Source organism: Mesorhizobium sp. M1169 (genome assembly GCF_040318345.1).
Lineage (GTDB): Bacteria > Pseudomonadota > Alphaproteobacteria > Rhizobiales > Rhizobiaceae > Mesorhizobium.
The window spans coordinates 78278-97028 of sequence record NZ_JAMYME010000019.1 but is presented as its reverse complement, the minus strand read 5'-3'; the positions used below and the strand labels follow the sequence as shown (position 1 = coordinate 97028).

The 18751-nt window shown below is 62.9% G+C and carries 23 protein-coding genes; 14 read left to right on the top strand and 9 right to left on the bottom strand.

What is annotated here, in order from left to right; genetic code table 11:
- The first annotated feature begins 31 nt into the window (after window positions 1-31).
- The 11 genes from NKH41_RS19490 (at window position 32) to NKH41_RS19440 (ending at window position 8328) form a co-directional block, all read left to right on the top strand.
- Window positions 32-472, top strand: a complete 441-nt coding sequence (locus tag NKH41_RS19490; protein WP_352473266.1) for a DUF411 domain-containing protein — start codon at window positions 32-34, stop codon at window positions 470-472.
- Window positions 473-483: 11 nt separating this feature from the next.
- On the top strand, window positions 484-657 hold the full coding sequence (locus NKH41_RS19485; protein ID WP_352473265.1) for a hypothetical protein: 174 nt from the start codon (window positions 484-486) through the stop codon (window positions 655-657).
- Window positions 644-1252 (top strand): DsbE family thiol:disulfide interchange protein, encoded by a 609-nt coding sequence (locus tag NKH41_RS19480; RefSeq protein ID WP_352473263.1) that lies wholly within the window; start codon window positions 644-646, stop codon window positions 1250-1252. The genes NKH41_RS19485 and NKH41_RS19480 overlap by 14 nt, the downstream gene beginning before the upstream one ends.
- Before the next feature lie 2 nt (window positions 1253-1254).
- The gene (locus NKH41_RS19475; RefSeq protein WP_352744225.1) at window positions 1255-1776 is read left to right on the top strand and encodes a TlpA disulfide reductase family protein; all 522 of its coding nucleotides are present in this window, start codon (window positions 1255-1257) and stop codon (window positions 1774-1776) included.
- Window positions 1777-1789: 13 nt separating this feature from the next.
- Complete coding sequence (locus NKH41_RS19470) at window positions 1790-2101, top strand: hypothetical protein (RefSeq protein WP_352769524.1); 312 nt, start codon at window positions 1790-1792, stop codon at window positions 2099-2101.
- A 44-nt stretch (window positions 2102-2145) separates the two neighbouring features.
- Window positions 2146-2859 carry an SCO family protein gene (locus NKH41_RS19465; protein WP_352771294.1) on the top strand — a complete coding sequence of 238 codons (714 nt, stop codon included), beginning with the start codon at window positions 2146-2148 and terminating at the stop codon, window positions 2857-2859.
- A 62-nt stretch (window positions 2860-2921) separates the two neighbouring features.
- Entirely contained in the window at window positions 2922-3719 is a 798-nt protein-coding gene (locus NKH41_RS19460; protein WP_352542788.1) for a DsbA family protein, read from the top strand.
- A gap of 26 nt (window positions 3720-3745) precedes the next feature.
- Window positions 3746-4468 carry a cytochrome c biogenesis CcdA family protein gene (locus NKH41_RS19455; RefSeq protein ID WP_352473258.1) on the top strand — a complete coding sequence of 241 codons (723 nt, stop codon included), beginning with the start codon at window positions 3746-3748 and terminating at the stop codon, window positions 4466-4468.
- Window positions 4469-4489: 21 nt separating this feature from the next.
- Complete coding sequence (locus NKH41_RS19450) at window positions 4490-5056, top strand: hypothetical protein (RefSeq protein WP_352473256.1); 567 nt, start codon at window positions 4490-4492, stop codon at window positions 5054-5056.
- 126 nt (window positions 5057-5182) lie between these two features.
- On the top strand, window positions 5183-5377 hold the full coding sequence (locus NKH41_RS19445; protein ID WP_352473255.1) for a hypothetical protein: 195 nt from the start codon (window positions 5183-5185) through the stop codon (window positions 5375-5377).
- Window positions 5378-5793: 416 nt separating this feature from the next.
- Window positions 5794-8328, top strand: a complete 2535-nt coding sequence (locus tag NKH41_RS19440) for an NAD-dependent epimerase/dehydratase family protein (RefSeq protein ID WP_352769519.1) — start codon at window positions 5794-5796, stop codon at window positions 8326-8328.
- Here NKH41_RS19440 and NKH41_RS19435 read toward each other — a convergent pair.
- The 3 genes from NKH41_RS19435 to NKH41_RS19425 are packed head-to-tail and all read right to left on the bottom strand — an operon-like array spanning window position 8325 to window position 11319.
- Window positions 8325-9545, bottom strand: a complete 1221-nt coding sequence (locus NKH41_RS19435; protein WP_352769516.1) for an NAD(P)/FAD-dependent oxidoreductase — start codon at window positions 9543-9545, stop codon at window positions 8325-8327. The two genes, NKH41_RS19440 and NKH41_RS19435, sit on opposite strands and share 4 nt — an antisense overlap.
- On the bottom strand, window positions 9542-10255 hold the full coding sequence (locus NKH41_RS19430) for a methyltransferase domain-containing protein (RefSeq protein WP_352473252.1): 714 nt from the start codon (window positions 10253-10255) through the stop codon (window positions 9542-9544). The genes NKH41_RS19435 and NKH41_RS19430 overlap by 4 nt, the downstream gene beginning before the upstream one ends.
- Window positions 10252-11319: a type III polyketide synthase gene (locus NKH41_RS19425; protein WP_352769513.1), complete on the bottom strand. Its 1068-nt coding sequence runs from the start codon at window positions 11317-11319 to the stop codon at window positions 10252-10254. The genes NKH41_RS19430 and NKH41_RS19425 overlap by 4 nt, the downstream gene beginning before the upstream one ends.
- A 269-nt stretch (window positions 11320-11588) precedes the next feature.
- Here NKH41_RS19425 and cueR point away from each other — a divergent pair, with 269 nt between their 5' ends.
- Entirely contained in the window at window positions 11589-11987 is a 399-nt protein-coding gene (gene cueR, locus NKH41_RS19420) for a Cu(I)-responsive transcriptional regulator (protein WP_352473250.1), read from the top strand.
- A gap of 42 nt (window positions 11988-12029) precedes the next feature.
- Here cueR and NKH41_RS19415 read toward each other — a convergent pair whose 3' ends face one another.
- Complete coding sequence (locus NKH41_RS19415) at window positions 12030-12512, bottom strand: DUF2127 domain-containing protein (RefSeq protein WP_352933362.1); 483 nt, start codon at window positions 12510-12512, stop codon at window positions 12030-12032.
- Between the two features lie 41 nt (window positions 12513-12553).
- On the opposite strand from NKH41_RS19415, the gene NKH41_RS19410 reads away from it, so the two are divergent.
- Together NKH41_RS19410 and NKH41_RS19405 are read left to right on the top strand one after the other, a co-directional pair.
- Window positions 12554-13096, top strand: a complete 543-nt coding sequence (locus NKH41_RS19410; protein WP_352473248.1) for a phosphatase PAP2 family protein — start codon at window positions 12554-12556, stop codon at window positions 13094-13096.
- 17 nt (window positions 13097-13113) lie between these two features.
- On the top strand, window positions 13114-13671 hold the full coding sequence (locus NKH41_RS19405) for a cytochrome c (RefSeq protein ID WP_352769509.1): 558 nt from the start codon (window positions 13114-13116) through the stop codon (window positions 13669-13671).
- 5 nt (window positions 13672-13676) lie between these two features.
- Here NKH41_RS19405 and atzF read toward each other — a convergent pair whose 3' ends face one another.
- From atzF to biuH, 5 genes are read right to left on the bottom strand one after another with little or no spacing between them, the layout of a single operon-like run.
- On the bottom strand, window positions 13677-15485 hold the full coding sequence (gene atzF / locus NKH41_RS19400) for an allophanate hydrolase (RefSeq protein ID WP_352769506.1): 1809 nt from the start codon (window positions 15483-15485) through the stop codon (window positions 13677-13679).
- Window positions 15482-15832 carry a cupin domain-containing protein gene (locus tag NKH41_RS19395; RefSeq protein ID WP_352501326.1) on the bottom strand — a complete coding sequence of 117 codons (351 nt, stop codon included), beginning with the start codon at window positions 15830-15832 and terminating at the stop codon, window positions 15482-15484. The genes atzF and NKH41_RS19395 overlap by 4 nt, the downstream gene beginning before the upstream one ends.
- Window positions 15825-16493, bottom strand: coding sequence for a cysteine hydrolase family protein (locus tag NKH41_RS19390; RefSeq protein WP_352541667.1), 669 nt, complete (start codon window positions 16491-16493; stop codon window positions 15825-15827). Before NKH41_RS19390 ends, NKH41_RS19395 begins: the two co-directional genes overlap by 8 nt.
- Entirely contained in the window at window positions 16493-17977 is a 1485-nt protein-coding gene (locus NKH41_RS19385; RefSeq protein WP_502895680.1) for an ABC transporter ATP-binding protein, read from the bottom strand. The genes NKH41_RS19390 and NKH41_RS19385 overlap by 1 nt, the downstream gene beginning before the upstream one ends.
- A 58-nt stretch (window positions 17978-18035) precedes the next feature.
- Window positions 18036-18737: a biuret amidohydrolase gene (gene biuH / locus NKH41_RS19380; protein WP_352769500.1), complete on the bottom strand. Its 702-nt coding sequence runs from the start codon at window positions 18735-18737 to the stop codon at window positions 18036-18038.
- Between the last annotated feature and the right edge of the window lie 14 nt (window positions 18738-18751).

Here is an 18751-nt window from a genome sequence, read left to right as displayed (position 1 = left end):
CGATGAATTTCTGGAACCCGAGGAGACTGCCATGAAACTGACCTACTCGCTTGCGGCCTTCGCCGTCGCGATCGCCATGCCCCTTCCGGCCGTCGCCGCGACGATCGAAGCGGTGATGTACAAGAACCCGCAATGCAGCTGCTGTGAATCCTATGCTAACTATTTGGAGCACAATGGCTTCAAGGTCGAGATCAAGCCGGTCAACAACCTCTCGCAGATTAGCGGCGATGCCGGCGTGCCGGCCGACCTGCAAGGCTGCCATACGCTGATGGTCGACGGCTATGTCGTCGACGGCCTAGTGCCGGTCGAGATCGTCAAGAAGCTTTTGACCGAAAGGCCAGCAATCACAGGCATCACGCTGGCCGGCATGCCGACGGGCGCGCCCGGCATGGGCGGCGAGAAAGACGGGACCTGGACGATCTATGCTTTCACCAAGGACGGCAAGGCGCCGACCGTCTACGCGACGGAGTGAAAGGCACCGCGATGTTGACCGACATTTCCGATTGTCCGGCCAGAACCTGGCTTGCGATGACCTTCCTGTCCGTTGCCGGTTTCCTCGTGCTGCTGGTTCTGGTGCTCGCCGTCGCAGCACTCGCAAGATACGTGCTGACGGGTCGTCGGACCACAATCGGCCGGGTGCATCATGACCAGCGGTGACGTTCAATCCGATGCGGGACCGGCAGCCATTCGGCGCGCCTTGCTTCGACGATTACTGGTCGTCCTGCCCGTGATGATTTTCGTCGGGCTGGCCGTGTTGCTCGCCTGGGGGCTCACGCGCAATGCGTCCGACATTCCATCGGTGCTGATCGGCAAGCCGGTGCCCCAATTCAGCCTGCCGCCGGTCCAGGGCCGCACGTTTGGTTTGTCGAGCGGTGACCTGCGGGGCGACGTTTCGCTGGTCAACGTCTTCGCATCCTGGTGCTTGGCCTGCCGCGAGGAACATCCTGTGTTCATACAACTGGCGGCGAGCAAGACGGTGCCGCTGCATGGGCTCAACTACAAGGACAGGCCCGATGACGCCGCACAATGGCTCGACACGATGGGCGATCCTTATACGCGTACCGGCGCGGATCTGAACGGCCGCGTCTCCATCGATTGGGGCGTCTACGGCATACCGGAAACCTTTGTCGTGAGTGCCGACGGCCGCATTGTCTACAAGCACATTGGCGCGGTGACGGACGAGGCCCTTGAGAAAACGATCATGCCGCTCGTCGAGCGCCTGAGGGCCGAGGCGAAGGAGCGGCAACCGTGAAGATGCTCGCTCTCGCGCTCTTCGGCGCCTTGCTCGCGGTGGCGCAGCCCGCATCGGCCGTCGAGCCGCCGCAGGACTTCGCCGTTCATGAGGCTCCCGTCCCCGTGCCGGAAATCAGCTTTGAGGACGCCGACGGTCAACCGAAAACGCTTGCGGATTTCCACGGCAAGGTCCTGCTGCTCAACATCTGGGCGACATGGTGCGCTCCCTGCCGCAAGGAAATGCCGACGCTCGACCGGTTGCAAGCCAAGCTCGGCGGACCGGACTTCGAGGTCATCGCGCTGTCGATGGATCGCGGCGGTCCGGACATCGTGAAAAAGTTCTTCGCCGAGATCGGCGTCGAGCATCTCGCCCTCAACATCGACACAACGGGCAAGGCGATGTTCACCCTCGGCGCCCTCGGCCTTCCCATGACATTGCTGATCGACCGCGAGGGCAAGGAAATCGGCCGGCTGATCGGCCCAGCCGAATGGGATTCACCCGAAATGATGGCGTTCATCCGCAGCCATTTCGGGGCCAACTGAGAAAGGAAAAGACATGACCACAACAGAATCGCCCGAAACCTCGCAGGCTTCGCTCGGCCGCAGCATTCTTCACGCCATCCGCCACTATCTCGGTGACCGGCGCGGACTAATCGCTGCCGGCATGGTCATTGCCGTCGCCGGCCTCGCCTTCAACTGGACATGGCTGGTCGCCGCGGGCATTGCGCCACTGCTGCTCAGCGTCCTGCCTTGCGTGGCCATGTGCGCGCTCGGCCTGTGCATGAACCGGATGACAGGCAGCACCTGCCAAACGGAAAACGCTGCCCCAAAAGCGGATGGGGAAGGCACCACGAAAGGCAGCGGTTGATGCCTATCCAGACCCAAAACGAGCGGCAAGCGCTCTCGCCGACTTTGGGCACGCGCTTGCTGTGCGGCCTGATCGCACTGGCGGCGCTGATCCTCGGCCTTTTTCACGGCGCGCAGGCGCATTCGCTCGATGAAGTCGACGCCATGCTCAAGGGCGACGAGAAGTATTTCCAGCCGATTGATAAGCCGATACCCGATTTCACCCTGCGCACCGCTGAGGGGCGTATCGTGCGGCCGACCGAGTTGCATGGCAAGGTCGTCGTCCTCCACTTCGTCTACACGTCGTGCACGGACGTATGCCCGCTCCACGCCGAGAAGATCGCCGAGATCCAGGCGATGGTGAACGCCACGCCGATGAAGGACCAGGTCACCTTCGTGACTATCACCACTGACCCGACGCGGGACACGCCGGACGTGCTGCGCAGCTACGGGCCGGCGCACGGGCTCGATCCGGTCAATTGGTTGTTCCTGACCACGACACCCGATCAGCCGGAGGACGCGACCCGCAAGCTGGCGGAAGCCTTCGGCCACAGATTCAGCAAGACAGATGACGGCATTCAGGCGCACGGCATCGTCACTCATGTCATCGACAAGGAAGGCCGGTGGCGCGCCAATTTTCACGGCCTGGATTTCGCGCCGGTCAATCTTGTCACCTTCGTCAACGCGCTCACCAACGGCGTCGAGCGTCCGCACCATGAACAGGAAACGGGTGGGGAGCCGGACGAAGGCTGGCTGGCAAAATTGAAAAACTTCTTTTGACGCGCAATTTCGCCGGCGGCATGCCGACCGGGCGCCTCGACGGAGAACAAGGAGAGATGCATATGACGATCAGCGTAAAACAGGCAAACCGATATGGGAGCTGGCTTGTCCGCGCCCTGCTGCTTGCCGCCGTGACCGGATGGTTCCTGCTAAATCCGGGCCTTCAGGGCGCCGGGCGATCGGCGATGGCGGCTGGCGGAATGTCCCAGGACCAAATCGACCAGCGCATCCACGACTATATCCTCGCCCATCCCGAAGTCCTGGTGCAGGCGCTGCAAAGCCTGGATCAGCGCCAGCGCGAGGCCGAGGCGGCCCAGGTAAAGGCGGTTCTGGCGTCGCGCGCGGACGACATTTTCCGCGACAAGCAAAGCCCCGTCGGCGGCAATGCGCAAGGCAACGTCACCATGGCCGAATTCTTCGACTATAATTGCCCTTATTGCCGCCAAGTGGCGCCGATCATGGCGCAAGCCGCGGCCAACGACCCGCAGTTGCGCATCGTCTACAAGGAATTCCCCATCCTCGGCCCTGATTCCGTATTTGCGGCCAAGGCAGCGCTCGCGGCTCAGATGCAGGGCAAATATGCGGAGTTCCACAAGGCCCTGTATGACGCCAAGAGCCGGGTGAACGAGACGATCGTTCTCAGGATCGCGGCCGAGGTCGGCCTCGACGTCCCTCGCTTGAAGACCGATATGCAGCATCCGGACATCCAAGCGGCGATTGACCAAAATGCGAAACTGGCTCAGGCGCTGAAAATCGCCGGAACGCCGACTTTCGTCGTCGGCGACCAGATTTTTCAAGGCGCGACCGATCTTGCTTCGATGAAGAAATTGATCGGGCAGGCAAGGGCCCTGAAGAAGTAACGCCGGCAAGCGGGAACAATTGACCGATGCCCGAACTCTCCAACATCGGCGTGCTGACCGCCTTCGTGGCTGGCATCGTCTCGTTTCTCTCTCCTTGCGTGCTGCCGCTGGTGCCGGGCTATGTGTCCTATGTCGCCGGCAGGACGCCGATGGACGGGTCGGCGCGCCTGTCGGCGGCCGCTTTGAGCCTCTGTTTCGTGCTCGGGTTCTCGACCGTCTTCATCGTGCTAGGCGCCAGCGCCACGGCGCTCGGCCGATTGCTGCTCCGCCACCGCATCGAGCTCAACCTTGCCGGCGGTGCGATCGTCATCCTGTTCGGCCTGTTCCTCACCGGTCTGCTTCGCCCATCCTGGATGATGCGCGAAGCGAGATTTCATGCCGATATGCCCGGTGGCAAGGCGACGTCGGCCTATGTTCTCGGCCTCGCCTTCGCCTTCGGCTGGACCCCGTGCATAGGCCCGATCCTCGGCGCCATCCTGACCGTCGGCGCCGCGTCGGCCACCGTCGCCGAAGGCGTGACGCTGCTCGCCGTCTATTCGCTCGGCCTCGGCCTTCCCTTCTTGCTTGCCGCTCTGTTCACCGACAGTCTGGCGCGGCGGCTGAAGGCGATGCGCCGGACCGGCTCGATGTTGCAGTTCGCCGCCGGGGGTATCATGGTCGTCATGGGGCTCGCCATGGTCACCGGACGGATGTCGACATTCTCGTTCTGGCTGCTCGAACAGTTTCCAATATTCACGCGCATCGGCTGAAGACCGGGAAAGGAATTAGTCATGGTCCGGACAATGTCCCCAAACAGACGAATGGTTGTTTTCGGCGGTGTTTTCGGCGCCGCGATGGTTGCCGGCTTTGTCAACGAACCGGATTTGGCAATCGCTGCGGAAGACCCCGGTATGGCGGGTCGCTTCAAAGACCTCAGCGAAAATGGCAACAGCACGTGTTCGGCCAAATTCACGGAGTCGATCGCAACCATGCCAAGCACGTCGCGGATCAAGGGCTCATGTTGCAGCCCGATGGAAATGAAGCGCTACATCGAGCAGTTGAATGGGCTGACCAAGTATCGCGATATCGCCATGATCCCCGTCGATCCATACGACATTCCGGCTGGCATCGCCCAAAAATTGATTCCCTACTACGATGTGAAACTCTCCGGCGAAGAGCAGCAGGCCTACGACTATGCGATGGCCAATTCCAACGAGAAAGGCCCATGCTGCTGTCAATGCTGGCGCTGGAAAGTGTATGGCGGGCTGGCGAAGTTCCTGATCCGCGAGCACGGTTTCACCGGCAAGCAGGTCGTCGACGTCTGGGATCTCTCCGACGGCTGCGGCGGTGGAGAGTAGAGCCGGGCGACGCCTCGGATGCGGTTCAACAAGCGCTCTCAACCTGTTCTAGCTTCTTGAAAGGAGCGCTTGACCTTCCGGTGGCTGGAACGGTTAGGCTCATTGCCAACTTCCGGAGATCGTCCAATGGCGGACCGAACCATGAATTTCGAAAGGCAGCTACTGGCCCTGTTCAGAGAGGCATATCGGCAAGGCAGATCAGATGTCGCGGAGCATTTGCTGCGAGCGCTGGAGGCACTGGATCAAAGCCCTGCCATTCCCGAGTTACCGCACGGCCAGCATGTTTTGGCCGAAGCCTACTATGAACTCGTTCGTCGATAGCATTGAACATGCCCTGATTGACCGTCAAGCCACCGCCTTCGTGGGCTGATCGAGTTCGCCTTGACGGGCGTACATGGCGAACTAGTTCCCCTCGCAATCGCCGGTGGCAGCGGCGGCGGGAGGGATGATTGTAATGATGATGGACGGTTCAATGTGGATGATGGGCGGCATGGCGCTCATTTGGGTCCTGGTGCTTGTCACCCTCGTGCTCGCGATCGCGGCGCTGGTCAAATATTTGCGAACCTGACGGCATAGGCAGTCGGGGTCAAAAGAGCAAAAAGGACGGAAAGTTGTAGGCGTCACCGGAAGCAGCAGCGTCATCGGGTCGGCGTCGGAACTGGTCCGGCCCTCCGGCTCTTAACGTCTGTCGCCTTCGGCCCTCTCAGGAGTGGCAAATCGCCGGCTATGAGGTCTGGATGGCGAAGCGCAAAGACACGGTTATTGTTACCGGCAGCACCGGCTTCATCGGCTCGGCTCTGGTCAACAGCTTCGCCGACCGGTTTGCTCTCGTCGGCCTCGACCGGGCGGCGACGCGTCAGCCGCCGCCGGCCGCGGAGTGCGTCTGCATCGACCTGACATCGGAGGACGCCGTGGCAGCCGGCTTGGCGCGCGTGCGGACGGGCTATGGCGCCCGCCTCGCCTCGGTGATCCATCTTGCGGCCTATTTCGATCTCACAGGCGAACGGAACCCGCTCTACGAAAAGATTACGGTTGGCGGCACCGAGAAGCTCCTGCGCGCCCTGAAACAATTTGAGGTCGAGCAGTTTGTCTTCATGAGTTCGATGCTGGCGCACAAGGCTGGCCGACCAGGCGACATCATCGATGAGGATTGGCCGCTCGAATCGAACCTACCCTACCGCACCTCGAAGATCGAGACCGAGCGCCTGATCCATGAGCAGCACGGGGCGATCCCTGTCGTCTATGCCAGGCCGGCCGGCGTCTATGATGATCTCGGCCGTAACGCATTCCTCGCCAATCAGATTGCACGTATCTACGAAGAGGATCCGACCGGGCATGTATATCCGGGTGACCTGCGCACCGGGCAGTCGTTCCTGCATCTGGAAGACCTCACCGATGCGGTGGCGCGCCTTATAGATCGGCGGAAGAAACTTCCCACGGAGCTGGCGCTGCTTCTCGGCGAGCCTGAGGTCATGGGCTACGGCGAACTTCAAGCCGAGATTGGTCGGTTGATCCGTGGCGAGAACTGGGAGACACGGGAGGTGCCGAAGGCGCTCGCCAAGGCGGGTGCCTGGGTCCAACAGGACGTGCTGGGCGAAGAATCATTCGTTCGTCCCTGGATGGTCGATATCGCCGACGACCACTACGCGATCGATATCAGCCGTGCCCGCAATGTCCTCGGCTGGCAGCCCCGGCATTCCCTGCGCGAGACGTTGCCGCGGATCGTCGACGCGCTCAAGGCAGATCCCGCCGGCTGGTATCGGGCCAACAAGCTCAACGCCGCCAAGGTGGCCGGCAGCGGAACAAAAGCGCGAGAGAAAGACAAGGCGTTCGAGGCCAAACACGACAAGATGAAACCCGGACACATGGCCGAGATGGCGGGGATGGGCAAGCAGATGCTCTGGGCTCATTTCCTGGTCATCACGCTTGGCGTGTGGCTCCTCACCAGCCCGCTTCAGTTCGCGCTGTTCGATCCGGCGGCGGCTGGCACTGTGCGTGACGTCACGCAAGAGCGTGGACTGTGGGAACCGGTGCTGCGCAACGCGCTCACCGGCTGGAGCGACATCGCCTCGGGGCTGCTGCTGATGCTGTTTGGCGGGCTCGCGCTGTCGCCGCGTTTTTCCTGGGCGCAATGGGGGACGACGATCGTCGGCCTCTGGCTGCTGTTCGCGCCGCTGTTCTTCTGGACGCCGAGCGCCGCAGCCACCATGAACGACACGATCGTCGGCGCGCTGGCCATCACTTTCTCGGTGCTCGTCCCGATGATGCCGGGCATGAGCCATGAAGGGATGATGGATGAGAGCACCGTTCCGCCCGGCTGGACCTACTCGCCATCATCCTGGCTGCAGCGCCTGCCGATCATCGCGCTCGGCTTCTTCGGCTTCCTCATCGCCCGCTATCTCACCGCCTACCAGCTCGGCCAGGTGGGCGCCGTCTGGGAGCCGTTCTTTTCCGGCGGCAGCGGCAGGAACGGCACGGAGTTCATCATCACGTCCGATGTGTCCCGGGCCTGGCCTGTCGCCGATGCCGGGCTTGGCGCGGCGGCCTATATGATCGAAACGCTGATGGGCGCGATGGGCACGGCGACCCGTTGGCGAACCATGCCCTGGATGGTGACGTTCTTCTTCATCCTGGTGGTGCCGCTCGGCGGCGTCTCGATCTTCTTCATCATCATCCAGCCGATCATGATCGGAACCTACTGCACGCTGTGCCTGATCGCGGCGGCGGCCATGCTGATCATGATACCGCTGACGCTCGATGAGGTAGTGGCGATGGGCCAATATATGCTCCGAAGCGTGCGGGCAGACCGTCCGTTCTGGCGCACCTTTTTCCAAGGCGGGCCGGAGCCGAACGGCGAGGCGGACAAGAACGATCCCGGCTTTTCCGCCGCGCTTGCCGCACAGTCCGCCGCAGCCATTCGAGGCGTGACGTTTCCATGGACGCTGGTCGCATGCTGTATCGTCGGCGGTTGGCTGATGATCTCGCGGCTGGTCTTCGGCACGGCCGGCGCCATTGCAAACAGCGATCACCTCTCGGGCGCCATGATCATCACGATCGCGGTCTGCGCCATGGCCGAGGTGGCACGGCCGTTGCGTTTCCTCAACCTGCCGTTCGGGTTATGGCTGATCGCAGCGCCCTGGCTGCTCGACGGCGCGACCAGAGGTTCGACATTGAACAATGCCGTTGCAGGGCTAGTTGTGATCGGCCTCAGCCTGCCTCGGGGGCGCCGAAGCAAGGAGCACTACGGCTCATGGGACCGCTATGTCGCCTAGACGAAGCCGGGAACCGGCTTGGTCTTGCCGCTCAGTTGCGCGCCCAGCGTCAGTGTCTGCGGGAAATTCCGGACGATCGCTGCCATCAAGGTGGCGCTGCCGGGGCGAAGGGCAATTCCGGCAACGGCCGCGGCGGCGTAGACCCGTGTCGAGAACAGTCTTTTCCAGGCCGCCCCGTAGCGTGTGGCGGCAGCCTCGCGCCCTGCCCGGCCACTTGGCGCGGATGCGAGTTCGCAAGCCAGCAGCCAGCCGGACTGAAGCGCCATCGAGATGCCCTCGGCGATGACAGGATGAGACTCTCCGGCTGCATTGCCGACGCGGAAGATGTCCTCTTCGTAGCACGAGCGAATTCCCGGCCGGATCGGACCTGCGGCAAGCCACGGACCGTCGAGGAGAGCCGGTTCCAGGGCGTTCCTGACGCCTCGGCACGAGTCCACGAGATGGCGCGCGACCGCATCGGCGGCCGACACGTGGCTCCGTTGTTTGGGGCCATATTGTTTACGCAGCCGCGCGAGCATATCGCGCCGGATGCAGCACGAGACCGACAACCGGCCATGATCCGCCGAAACCATGCCGCCATAGCCGCCGGGGAAGGCCAGCAGAGGCATCAAATCCGGCGGCAGGGACGACCCGGTGAAATGCGCCTTGAAGCCGAGCAGGTCCGACGGGCGATTGGCCTTTGCGAGCTGGCTGGGCAATGGTCCCGGTTCCCACGAGCCGTGTGCGGCGACAATCACCGGCGCTCGCAATATCGCCGTTCCGTGCCCGGGATGAATTCGCACCCGTTGCATCTCGCGATCCCGCTCGATGGCGACGGCGCGGCAGGGTTGAAAGATTTCGACACCCGCCGATCGCGCCGCTTGCAAAAGCAGAGAATCGAGAATGTCCCGGCCGAGCGCCCGGCCGAAGCTGTCTTTCGCCCGAGGCCCAGCTCCCGCACGTGGCATTGCCGCCTCGACGCAGGTCTCCCCGGAAAACAAACCGACGCGGCGGATTTCGGGGCCGGCATTGGTACGCCAGGCATCGCCGATCTCAAGCCGGTCGAGAAGCGCAAGATTGCTTGCCGAGATATATTCGCCGCAGACCTTGCGGCGTGGAAACGCACTCTTTTCCACAATTGCCACGGCCCATCCGCGCCGGGCCAGCGTGAGCGCGACGGAGGTGCCCGCCGGGCCGGCACCAATGACGATCGCGTCATGGGTCGACAATCGCGTCATGGGTCGTTGCCGGCGCTGGCGCCGACGAAAATGTGGGAAAACAGGCCGGCGCGTCGTTCCTCGACCGGTTTGCCGTTGGCCTCAAGCCAGAGACCGGAAAGCTCGCTGCCGCGAAAGCCGGCACGCACGCTTTGCGCCGCGTCGTTTCGTGTGACGTCGTTGGCGCCGATTGCCGGCAGAAGACGGGTCGCGGCCAGCGGCAATTTCGCCCGCAGCGGCTCTGTCGCAATGAGCAACGGGGCTTTCGGCCCGATCAGCGAAAATAGACGCACGAGTTGCGCATCGTCGAGATGATGCAGAAACAGATTGACGGTGACGGCGTCGAACCGCGCGCCCTCGATCTTTCCTGCCCAGTCGAAGACATCGGCGGTGACGCCTTCCGCCCTCCATCCCAGCCGGTCAAAATCGCCGCGCAATTGCGCGGTGAGGAGGCCGACGCGGTCGAGCATCACCAGTTCGACCCCGGGCCAATGCCTGGTCATGCGCCGCGCCACCGTCAGCATGAAGGAGCCATCGCCGGCGCCGATCTCCAGAATGCGGCGTGGCGGCTTTGGCACAAACCTCCTGAGCAACGACGTCATGATCGGCACCTGAAACATCAGCATATTGATGCGCCGAAGGTCGCGACGCGCGGCCAGCGCTCGCGGATCGTCGGCCGCAAGTCCGTCGAGGATTTCCGGCGCAAGCTGCCGGTGCTCCAGGCCGCTCATGACACCGTTCGAAAGAGCATGGTTTCGGCCGTCAGCCCGGGTCCGAACGACATGCCGCAACCGAGCAGGCCGGGTGGCGCCTTCAGCATCTCCTTCATCACGAACATGACGGTCGCCGACGACATGTTCCCATACTGGCGCAACACCTCGCGCGATGGTTCCAGCGCGGTGGGCTCCAGTTCCAGGGCCCTTTCGACGGCGTCGAGCACCGAACGTCCACCCGGATGCACGGCCCAAAGGTCGATGTCTTTCGCCGATCGGCCTCCGAGGACGGCGGCCTGGCTGTTCCGCAACGCTTCATGAATCGCTGCCGGCACCTGGCCGGAAAGAACCATTTCGAAGCCGTGGTCGCGAATGTTCCAGCGCATCAGGTCCCGCCGTTCCCTCGCCACCAGACAGTGAAAGCTATCGAGCTCGATGCCGACCGGCTCGGCAGTGATGAGCGCAGCCGCGCAGCCGTCGCCCCAAAGGCAGAACGACAGCAGTTTTTCCAGCTCGGTGGTCTGTCGCAGATGCATCGTGCAGAGTTCGATATTGACCAGCAGGACCTTGGCCTGCGGGTCGGAGCGGACGATGTGGCGGGCCAGCTTGAGGCCGTTGATCGCCGCATAGCAACCCATGAACCCGATCATCGTGCGTTCGATCCCGTTCGGCAGCCCGCAACGCGCAACCAACTCGAGATCGATGCCCGGCGCCGAAAAGCCGGTGCAGGTGGTGACGATCAAATGGGTGATGCGGGAAGCGTCGTCGCCAAGCTGCAATCCGTCGATGCCCTTTTGCGCCAGAACAGGTGCGGCATCGTCGAACATCGCCATTCTCGCCGCCGTTCCGGGAAACGCGCCCCGGATGAAGGTTCCGGCCAGGTCGGCGGACGGTCCGTCGGGGTCGGACGCCGGCGCAAAGCAGGAATATCGGTGCTCGATGCCGGCAAGATCGGCCATGCGTTCGAATATCCTCCGGCGATCGGCCGCGAGCATGGAGGCCGCGAAACGCAGGTAGAATTGATGAACCTCGTACTCCGGCACCGCTGTCGCGATCCGGTTGATATAGGCCTTGACGGGCATGTTCTGTCTCCTCGGCGTCTGCACGGTGTTGCGTCGAGCCAGCGCCGGAGGGTCTTTGCTCATCGGCACCCGGTGTCGAACACCGGGTTTTGAGCACTGTTCGGTAAAAACGTTTCCGAGGACCGATTTCTTCCCGAAGGTTCAGTATGTGCTGGCAGGCAAACGGTTGGAGCAGGCGGGCGGTTGCGTCAGGCATCCAAAATCGCCATATCATGTTGACCTTCCATCTACTGGAAGGTCTATTTCCTCCGACAAAGGAGATTTCCGCCATGAACATCGGCGTCGCATCCGAAAAATCAGGCTTGCCGGCCAAGACGATCCGTTACTACGAGGATATCGGGCTCTTGCACCCGGCCCGGACAGACAATGGCTATCGTGATTACTCGACGGCCGATATTCACCGGCTGCGCTTCCTGCAGCGCTCGCGAAGCCTGGGGTTTTCGGTCGACGAATGCCGCCAGCTGCTGTCGCTGTATCAGGACAGGGAACGTGACAGCGCCGACGTGAAGGCGATCGCGAAAGCCAAGCTGGTCGAGGTCGACAGGAAGATCGCCGAACTGGTCGGATTGCGCGGCTTGCTTCACCAATTGGTCAGTCACTGCCACGGCGACGAGCGGCCGGATTGCCCGATCATCGACGAGCTGGCAGGACAAGGCGTCGCCCAGTGAGGTGGATTGAAAATCGGAGCGGCTGACGTGCAAACTTCGCTGTCATGCCGGCTTGTGCTGCTGCACGACCTTCCATTCATGCCAGATCAGCACCATGACGACAGCATCGAATACGGTCAGGACAAGCAGGCCGAACGAATGAGTGTAGGAGTAGCGGTAGACTTGATAGAACATAAATGCGCCCAGCGCCGCAAGCGATGCCGGATACGACCACAGCTTGCCTCTCAAAAGCCCGACAACGAGCAGCAGTTTTATCAGGCCGTGGCTAAGCAGGTAGAAGGCATAAAACTCCTTGCTGGCGACGGAAAAGTGGCTTGCCATCTGCGACAGATAGCCAGCTATGAAATCGTTCGGATCTTCGATCAATTCCTCTTGGGTGAATGTATTGACCCAGGAGGCAATGGCGTCGGTGGTGACGACATAAAGCAGGATCCCGCCCACGCATTCGATCAGGGCATGCGCCCCTTTAAGCCAGATGCTGAGCTCGAAAATCTGATGGATGCGGCGTTCGTCTACTGCTTTCACAAAATTCACCTTGCGATCGACAACAGCGGAAACGAGAAACGATGGATGCAGCTCTAACCCACTGGATCAACGCGGCAGCCGGGATCAGCCCTTTTCTTGATAAGGCAATGATCGCCGTCTCACAAATCGGCGTTCCGCTGATGGTGCTGGCTGTTGCCCTGCAATGGTGGGCAAAGGCCGACCGCTACCATGTGCGCCATGCTGCCTTGTCCGCCGGCTTGGCGTTCCTGCTCGGTCTGGCGATCAATCAGTTCATTTTGCTATTCGTCCACCGGCTGCGGCCCTACGATGCCGGCGTGACGCATCTGCTGATTGCGCCCAGCGCCGACTGGTCGTTTCCCTCCGACCACGCGACAGCCAGCTTTGCGGTTGTTGCTGCTCTTGCAATGCAAGGTCTGCCGCGCCGGATGCTGGCCCTCTCCATCATGGCATTGCTGATCTGCTGGTCGAGAATTTATATCGGCACCCACTATCTCACCGACGTGATAGGCGGTGCCATCACTGGCGTCTTAGGTGCCGTTGTGGTCCGATTTGCCTATCGCGAGAACTCCCGACTGGACAGTCTGGTCACAAGAATTCTCTAGCTCCTTATGTGCCAACGATGAGACGAGCAGCTATCATAGCGGTCCTGTCGCTTGCCTGCGTCTCTGTCGTGCTCGCCGCCGCCCATTCGGGTCGTGATGCGGTCATCCAGGCTCGCCAGGCCTCGATGAAGGAAATGGCCCAGGCCGCAAAGACGATAGCCGGGATGTTCGACGGCAAGCAGGCGTACGACGCCGCGGCCTTCAAGGCGGCGGCCGAGACCATCCGCGCCCGCACCGGCCCTGCCCTGATTGCCGAATTCCCCAGCGCGACATTGGGCGCGCCTTCAGGCGCCAGGCCGGATATCGACCCCGCCCGCGCGGAGTTCGAAGAGCTGGCTTGCCACATCGGGACGCTGGCCAGCGCCTTGGCCTCCGACGCCGAGCGGGCGCCGCCGCGCATCACCGACGACATGAGAATGGGTTCCGGCCTGGCGATGGGCGGTGGCAGCCTGCTTGGCAAGCGACCATCACTCGCGGAAGCCGATCCCACTAAATTGCCGGCGGAGCACCTCCTGCATCTCATCTTGCAGGATTGCTCGAGCTGCCATTCGAAGTTTAGGCAAAAGGTCGAGTGATAGCGTCAGCTTCGCTGCAGCTGACCCGCCATGAAATTGCGCCAGCCGCCGAAATGCGAAATCTCCTTTGCATCGGTGAGACCGGCACTTTCGACGAGGAAGCCTTTCGGCGAAGTTCCGTCATCAAGCAGAAGCGTGCCGATGCCTAGCGGCGGCGGGATCGCGGCAACAAAACGGCCGAAGGCTTGCGGCGAGAGCCGCCAGACTTCGACCTCGATCGCTGTCCCCTTGCCGTTGCAAATCCGTTCGAGCCCCGGTCGCGGCACCGACTGGCCGGCGAGCGCGTAAAGCCGGTAGAGCGGCGCCGTTCTTGCAGCCCGGGCGAACATTGCGCCGAGCTGCTGCAGCTGGCCGTTCAGCGCCATCCCCGACAGATGCGCGCCGACCACGGCCAGCTCGATCGTGCCTTCATCCACGCCCGCCAGAACATCGCCGCGCTGCGGCTGCGGCCAGCCGATAGCACCAAGCGCAAGGCCGCTTGCCGCATGGACATCGCGCGCAAGCGACGCAGTCAGGTGGTCCTTGCCCGCCGCGGCAAGCAAGGTGACGCTCATCGGCAGACCGTCGCTGCGGGTTCCGCTCGGCACGGCAATGCCGCACATGTCGAGCAGATTGACGAAGTTGGTGTAGGTGCCGAGCCGGCTGTTGGTGACGATGGGATCGGCCAGCACCGCTTCGACTGTGTAGTGCGTCGGCGCGGTCGGCACGCAGAAAACGTCGACCGAGGCGATGACCGGCGCAAGCCTGGCCTTATAGCCTTGCAGGGCATAGAGCCCCTTGAAAGCGTCCGCAGCGGAAAGTTTTCGCGCACCGCCGATGATCTGCCGCGTCACCGGATGCATGGCGGCCTCGTTGGCATCCATGAAGTCCCTGATCGCGGCGTAACGCTCGGCCACCCAGGCGCCTTCGTAGAGCAGAGTGGCGGTGGCGTAGAAATCACCGAACGGGATTTCGACCAGCCGGCAGCCCAGCGTCTCCAGCGAGGCAAGAGCGGCCTCGAAACCCGCCTGCATCGCCTCGTCGCCGAAGAAGGTCCAGTCCGCCCTGGCCGGCACGCCGACAGTCAGCACCGGCGGGCGCGCGGCAAGAGCCTGAATGCAGAGGTCACGCGAATAGGGATCGGCGTCGTCCTTTGCCGCCGCCGCCTCGAACACGTGATAGGCGTCATCGACGGTGAGCGCGAAGACCGAGACGCAGTCGAGCGTCCGGCAGGCCGGCACGACGCCGGCGGCTGATAGCGCGCCGACGCTCGGCTTCAGCCCGACGATGTTGTTGAGGCCGGCGGGTATGCGCCCCGAACCGGCGGTATCGGTGCCGAGCGCGAAGGAGACGATGCCGCGCGCCGTCGCCACGGCCGAGCCGCACGAGGAACCGCCCGGCACCAGTTTCGGGTCGATCGCATTCCTCGGGATTGGATAGGGCGTGCGAACGCCGACCAGGCCGGTGGCGAACTGGTCGAGATTGGTCTTGCCGACAACCAGCGCGCCGGCGGCCTTGAGCCGCGCGACGACGGTGGCGTCTTTCGCCGGCAAGTAGGCATATTCCGCACAACCCGCCGTGGTCGGCATGCCGGCAACATCGATGTTGTCCTTGACCGCGAACGGCACGCCCCACAGCGGCTTTGCCGCGGGATCGAACGGGCCGAGCTTTTCCGCCTCGGCAAGCAACTCCGCCCTGCTCGCCAGATGGATGAAGATGCCGGGGTCATCGGCCGCCGCGAGCCGCGCATGGACCACATCGATCACCTCGCCAATGCCGACGCCGGCCTGATAGGCAACGTGCAGGCTCGCTATGTCGAAGCGGATGTCGCTCATTTGGCCTCGCCCAGAATGACTACCGGCAGGTTCCACTGGATGAGCACGACGCAGCCATCCTTGGTCCACACCGAATGCTCGGTTCCGACCGGGTTCAGGATCACGCTGCCCGCGGCATGATCGCCGTTCTCGTCGCTCTGCGTGCCTTCCAGCACGATGATCGTCTCCAGCCCGGCATGGCGATGACGCGGCACGCTGGCGCCAGCCCGGTAGTTCAGGATGGCGACCGACGGTTCCATCGGCCCACCCTTGAGCAGCCAATGCACTGTGATGCCTTCGCGAAAATGCTCGAATGGCAGATCACGCCAGCCCCCTTGGATGAGAGCCGCGTATGCGACGTTAGGCATTGGAAAGTCCCTCGAGCACCTGGTCCGTCGTTGCCGTCCAGCCGACGATGGCGCCCTGCGCCCTGATCATGGCAAGGGCTGCCGCCTTGAACTCCGGAAAATAGCTCTCAGTGGCATCCTCCGCCAGAAGGCATTCATAGCCGCGGTCGTTGGCCTCGCGCATCGTCGTCTGCACACAGACCTCCGTCGTCACCCCGGCAAAGACTAGCTGCTGTGCGCCGAGCCGCTTGAGGTCGTCGCCGAAGCTGGTGGCATAGAACGCGCCCTTGCCGGGTTTTTCGATGACGATCTCGCCAGGCAGTGGGGCAAGTTCATCGAGGATCGCCGTTCCCGGCTCCCCGACGATCAGCACACGACCCATTGGCCCGACATCGCCGATCCTGATCGACGGATTGCCGCGATTGCGCTTGGCCGGCGGCAGATCCGAAAGGTCTGCCTTGTGGCACTCCATCGTGTGGATCACCGGCAGGCCAGCGGCGCGAAACCCCGCGATCAGCCTCTTCACCGTCGGCACGATCGCCGTGACCCGGCTGACGTCATTGCCGAGGCTGGCGCCGAAGCCGCCGGGTTCGGCAAAGTCGCGCTGCATGTCGATGACGACCAGCGCCATCGCCTCAGGCTTGAACACAAACGGAAACGGCAGCGCCTCGATCTCCGCCATCAGTGATGTCCCGCCATGTGCTCGCCGATCGTCTGCACGCTCGCCTGCGCGATCGGCGTTTCATAGACCAGCGCGCCATCCGACATGACGAAGATGCGGTCCGAGAGCTCGAGCAGCTCATCAAGGTCCTCCGACATAAGGAGCACGGCGGCACCGGCGTTGCGCGCCTTCATGATGCGGGCGCGGATTTCGGCGACGGCAGAGAAGTCGAGGCCGAAGCAAGGGTTGGACACGATGAGCAAATCGACCTCGCCGGTCAGCTCGCGCGCCAGCACGGCGCGCTGCACATTGCCGCCCGAGAGCGACGAAATCGGCGAAGCGAGCGATGCCGTCTTGACCTTGAACTGTTCGACCAGGCGGGCCGCGTAGTCCCTGATCGCACTCATCCTGATCCAGTTGACCGGCTTGCCCGCCTCGTTGAGGTCGAAGGTCCGGAAGGCCATGTTTTCCGCCACCGTCATCTTCGGTGCGCAGGCATTGCGCAACGGCTCCTCCGGAATGAAGCGGACATTGAGCGTACGCGCCTCGCTGCGGCTGGCGCCATAGGGCGAGCCTTTCACCAGAACGTCGCCGCCATTGCGCGCCCGCTGTCCGGCAAGGACTTCGAGAAACTCCTTCTGGCCGTTGCCGGAGATGCCGGCAATGCCGACGATCTCACCCGACTTCACATCGAGTTCGCCGATGTCGATGGTTTTCAAACCGGTGCGGTCGGGCGCCTTCAGCGACTTTACCGTCAGCACCTGTCTGGCGCCGGCCGGCACCGGGGCGCGGCTGTCGAGTGCGGCGATCGGTTGGTCGCCGATCATCATCGCCGCCATCTGCTTGTGGGAAAGTTCGGAGACCTTTCCGGTTCCGGTCAGCCTGCCCTTGCGCAGCACGGTGATATCGTCGGCAAAGGCCGTCACCTCGTGGAATTTATGCGAGATCATCAGCACGGTGAGGTCGCCGGTCCTGGTCATGTCGCGCACCAGGCCAAGCACTTCCTGTGCCTCGCCGGGAGTGAGCACAGAGGTCGGCTCATCGAGCACCAGGAAACTGCGGCCGAGATAGAGCTGCTTGATGATTTCGAGCTTCTGCTTCTCGCCGGCCGCAAGTTCCGCCACCTTGACGTCGAGCGGCAGCTTGAACGGCATACGCTGCATGAATTGCGCAAGTGCGGCGCGCTCCTTGCGCCAGTCGATGACGCCCGGCACCTTCTCGCGCGAAATGACCAGGTTCTCCGCGCCGGTCAGCGACGGAACGAGCGTGAAATGCTGATAAACCATGCCGAGCCCGAGCGCCGACGCGTCCTTGGGACTGGCGATCGCGACCTCGCGGCCATCGACCAGCATGTCGCCGGCGGTCGGATGGCAAAAACCCATCATGCATTTGACCAGCGTCGACTTGCCGGCGCCGTTTTCGCCGAGCAGCGCGTGGAACGATCCCGCCGGCACCTTGATCGAGACATCGTCCAGCGCGGTGAAAGCGCCGAAGCGCATGGTCATGCCGATGGTCTCGACGCCGACGGCCTTCTTCCCAGTGCTTCCGCTCAAGATCGCCTCCTCACGGCAGTTGCGCGACGAAGGATGCCGAATTCGACACCGCGCCGAACACGCCGCCCTGCATCTTGATCATCTTGATCGCGGCGAGATGATTGCCGTAGTCGGTTGCCCCGCAGCAATCCTCCAGCATCACGCATTCGAAGCCGCGATCGTTGGCCTCGCGCATCGTCGTGTGGACGCAGACGTCGGTGGTGATGCCGGTCAGCACGATGTTTTCGATGGCGCGCTGGCGCAGGATCAGCTCGAGGTCGGTGGCGCAGAACGAGCCCTTGCCGGGCTTGTCGATGATCGGCTCGCCCGCCGCCGGATAGAGGTCGGGGATGATTTCCCAGCCGGGTTCGCCGCGCACCAGGATGCGCCCGCAAGGTCCGGGGTCGCCGATGCCGGCATTGATGCGGCGCGAACGCCAGCGCTTGTTGGCCGGCAGGTCGGCGAGATCGGGCCGGTGGCCCTCGCGCGTGTGGATGATGGTGTAGCCCTTGGCCCGCATGGCTGCGAGCACCGACTTGATCGGCTCGATCGGTGCCCGCACCAGCGAAAGATCGTAGCCCATATGATCGACATAGCCGCCCGGCCCGCAGAAATCGGTCTGCATGTCGATGATGATCAGTGCCGTATTGTCCGGCCGGAGCTCGCCATTATAAGGCCATGGATAAGGGTCGGCGTCGATGTAGCGCTGGGTGATCTCGGCTCTGGCGTTCATCGGAAAAACTCCAG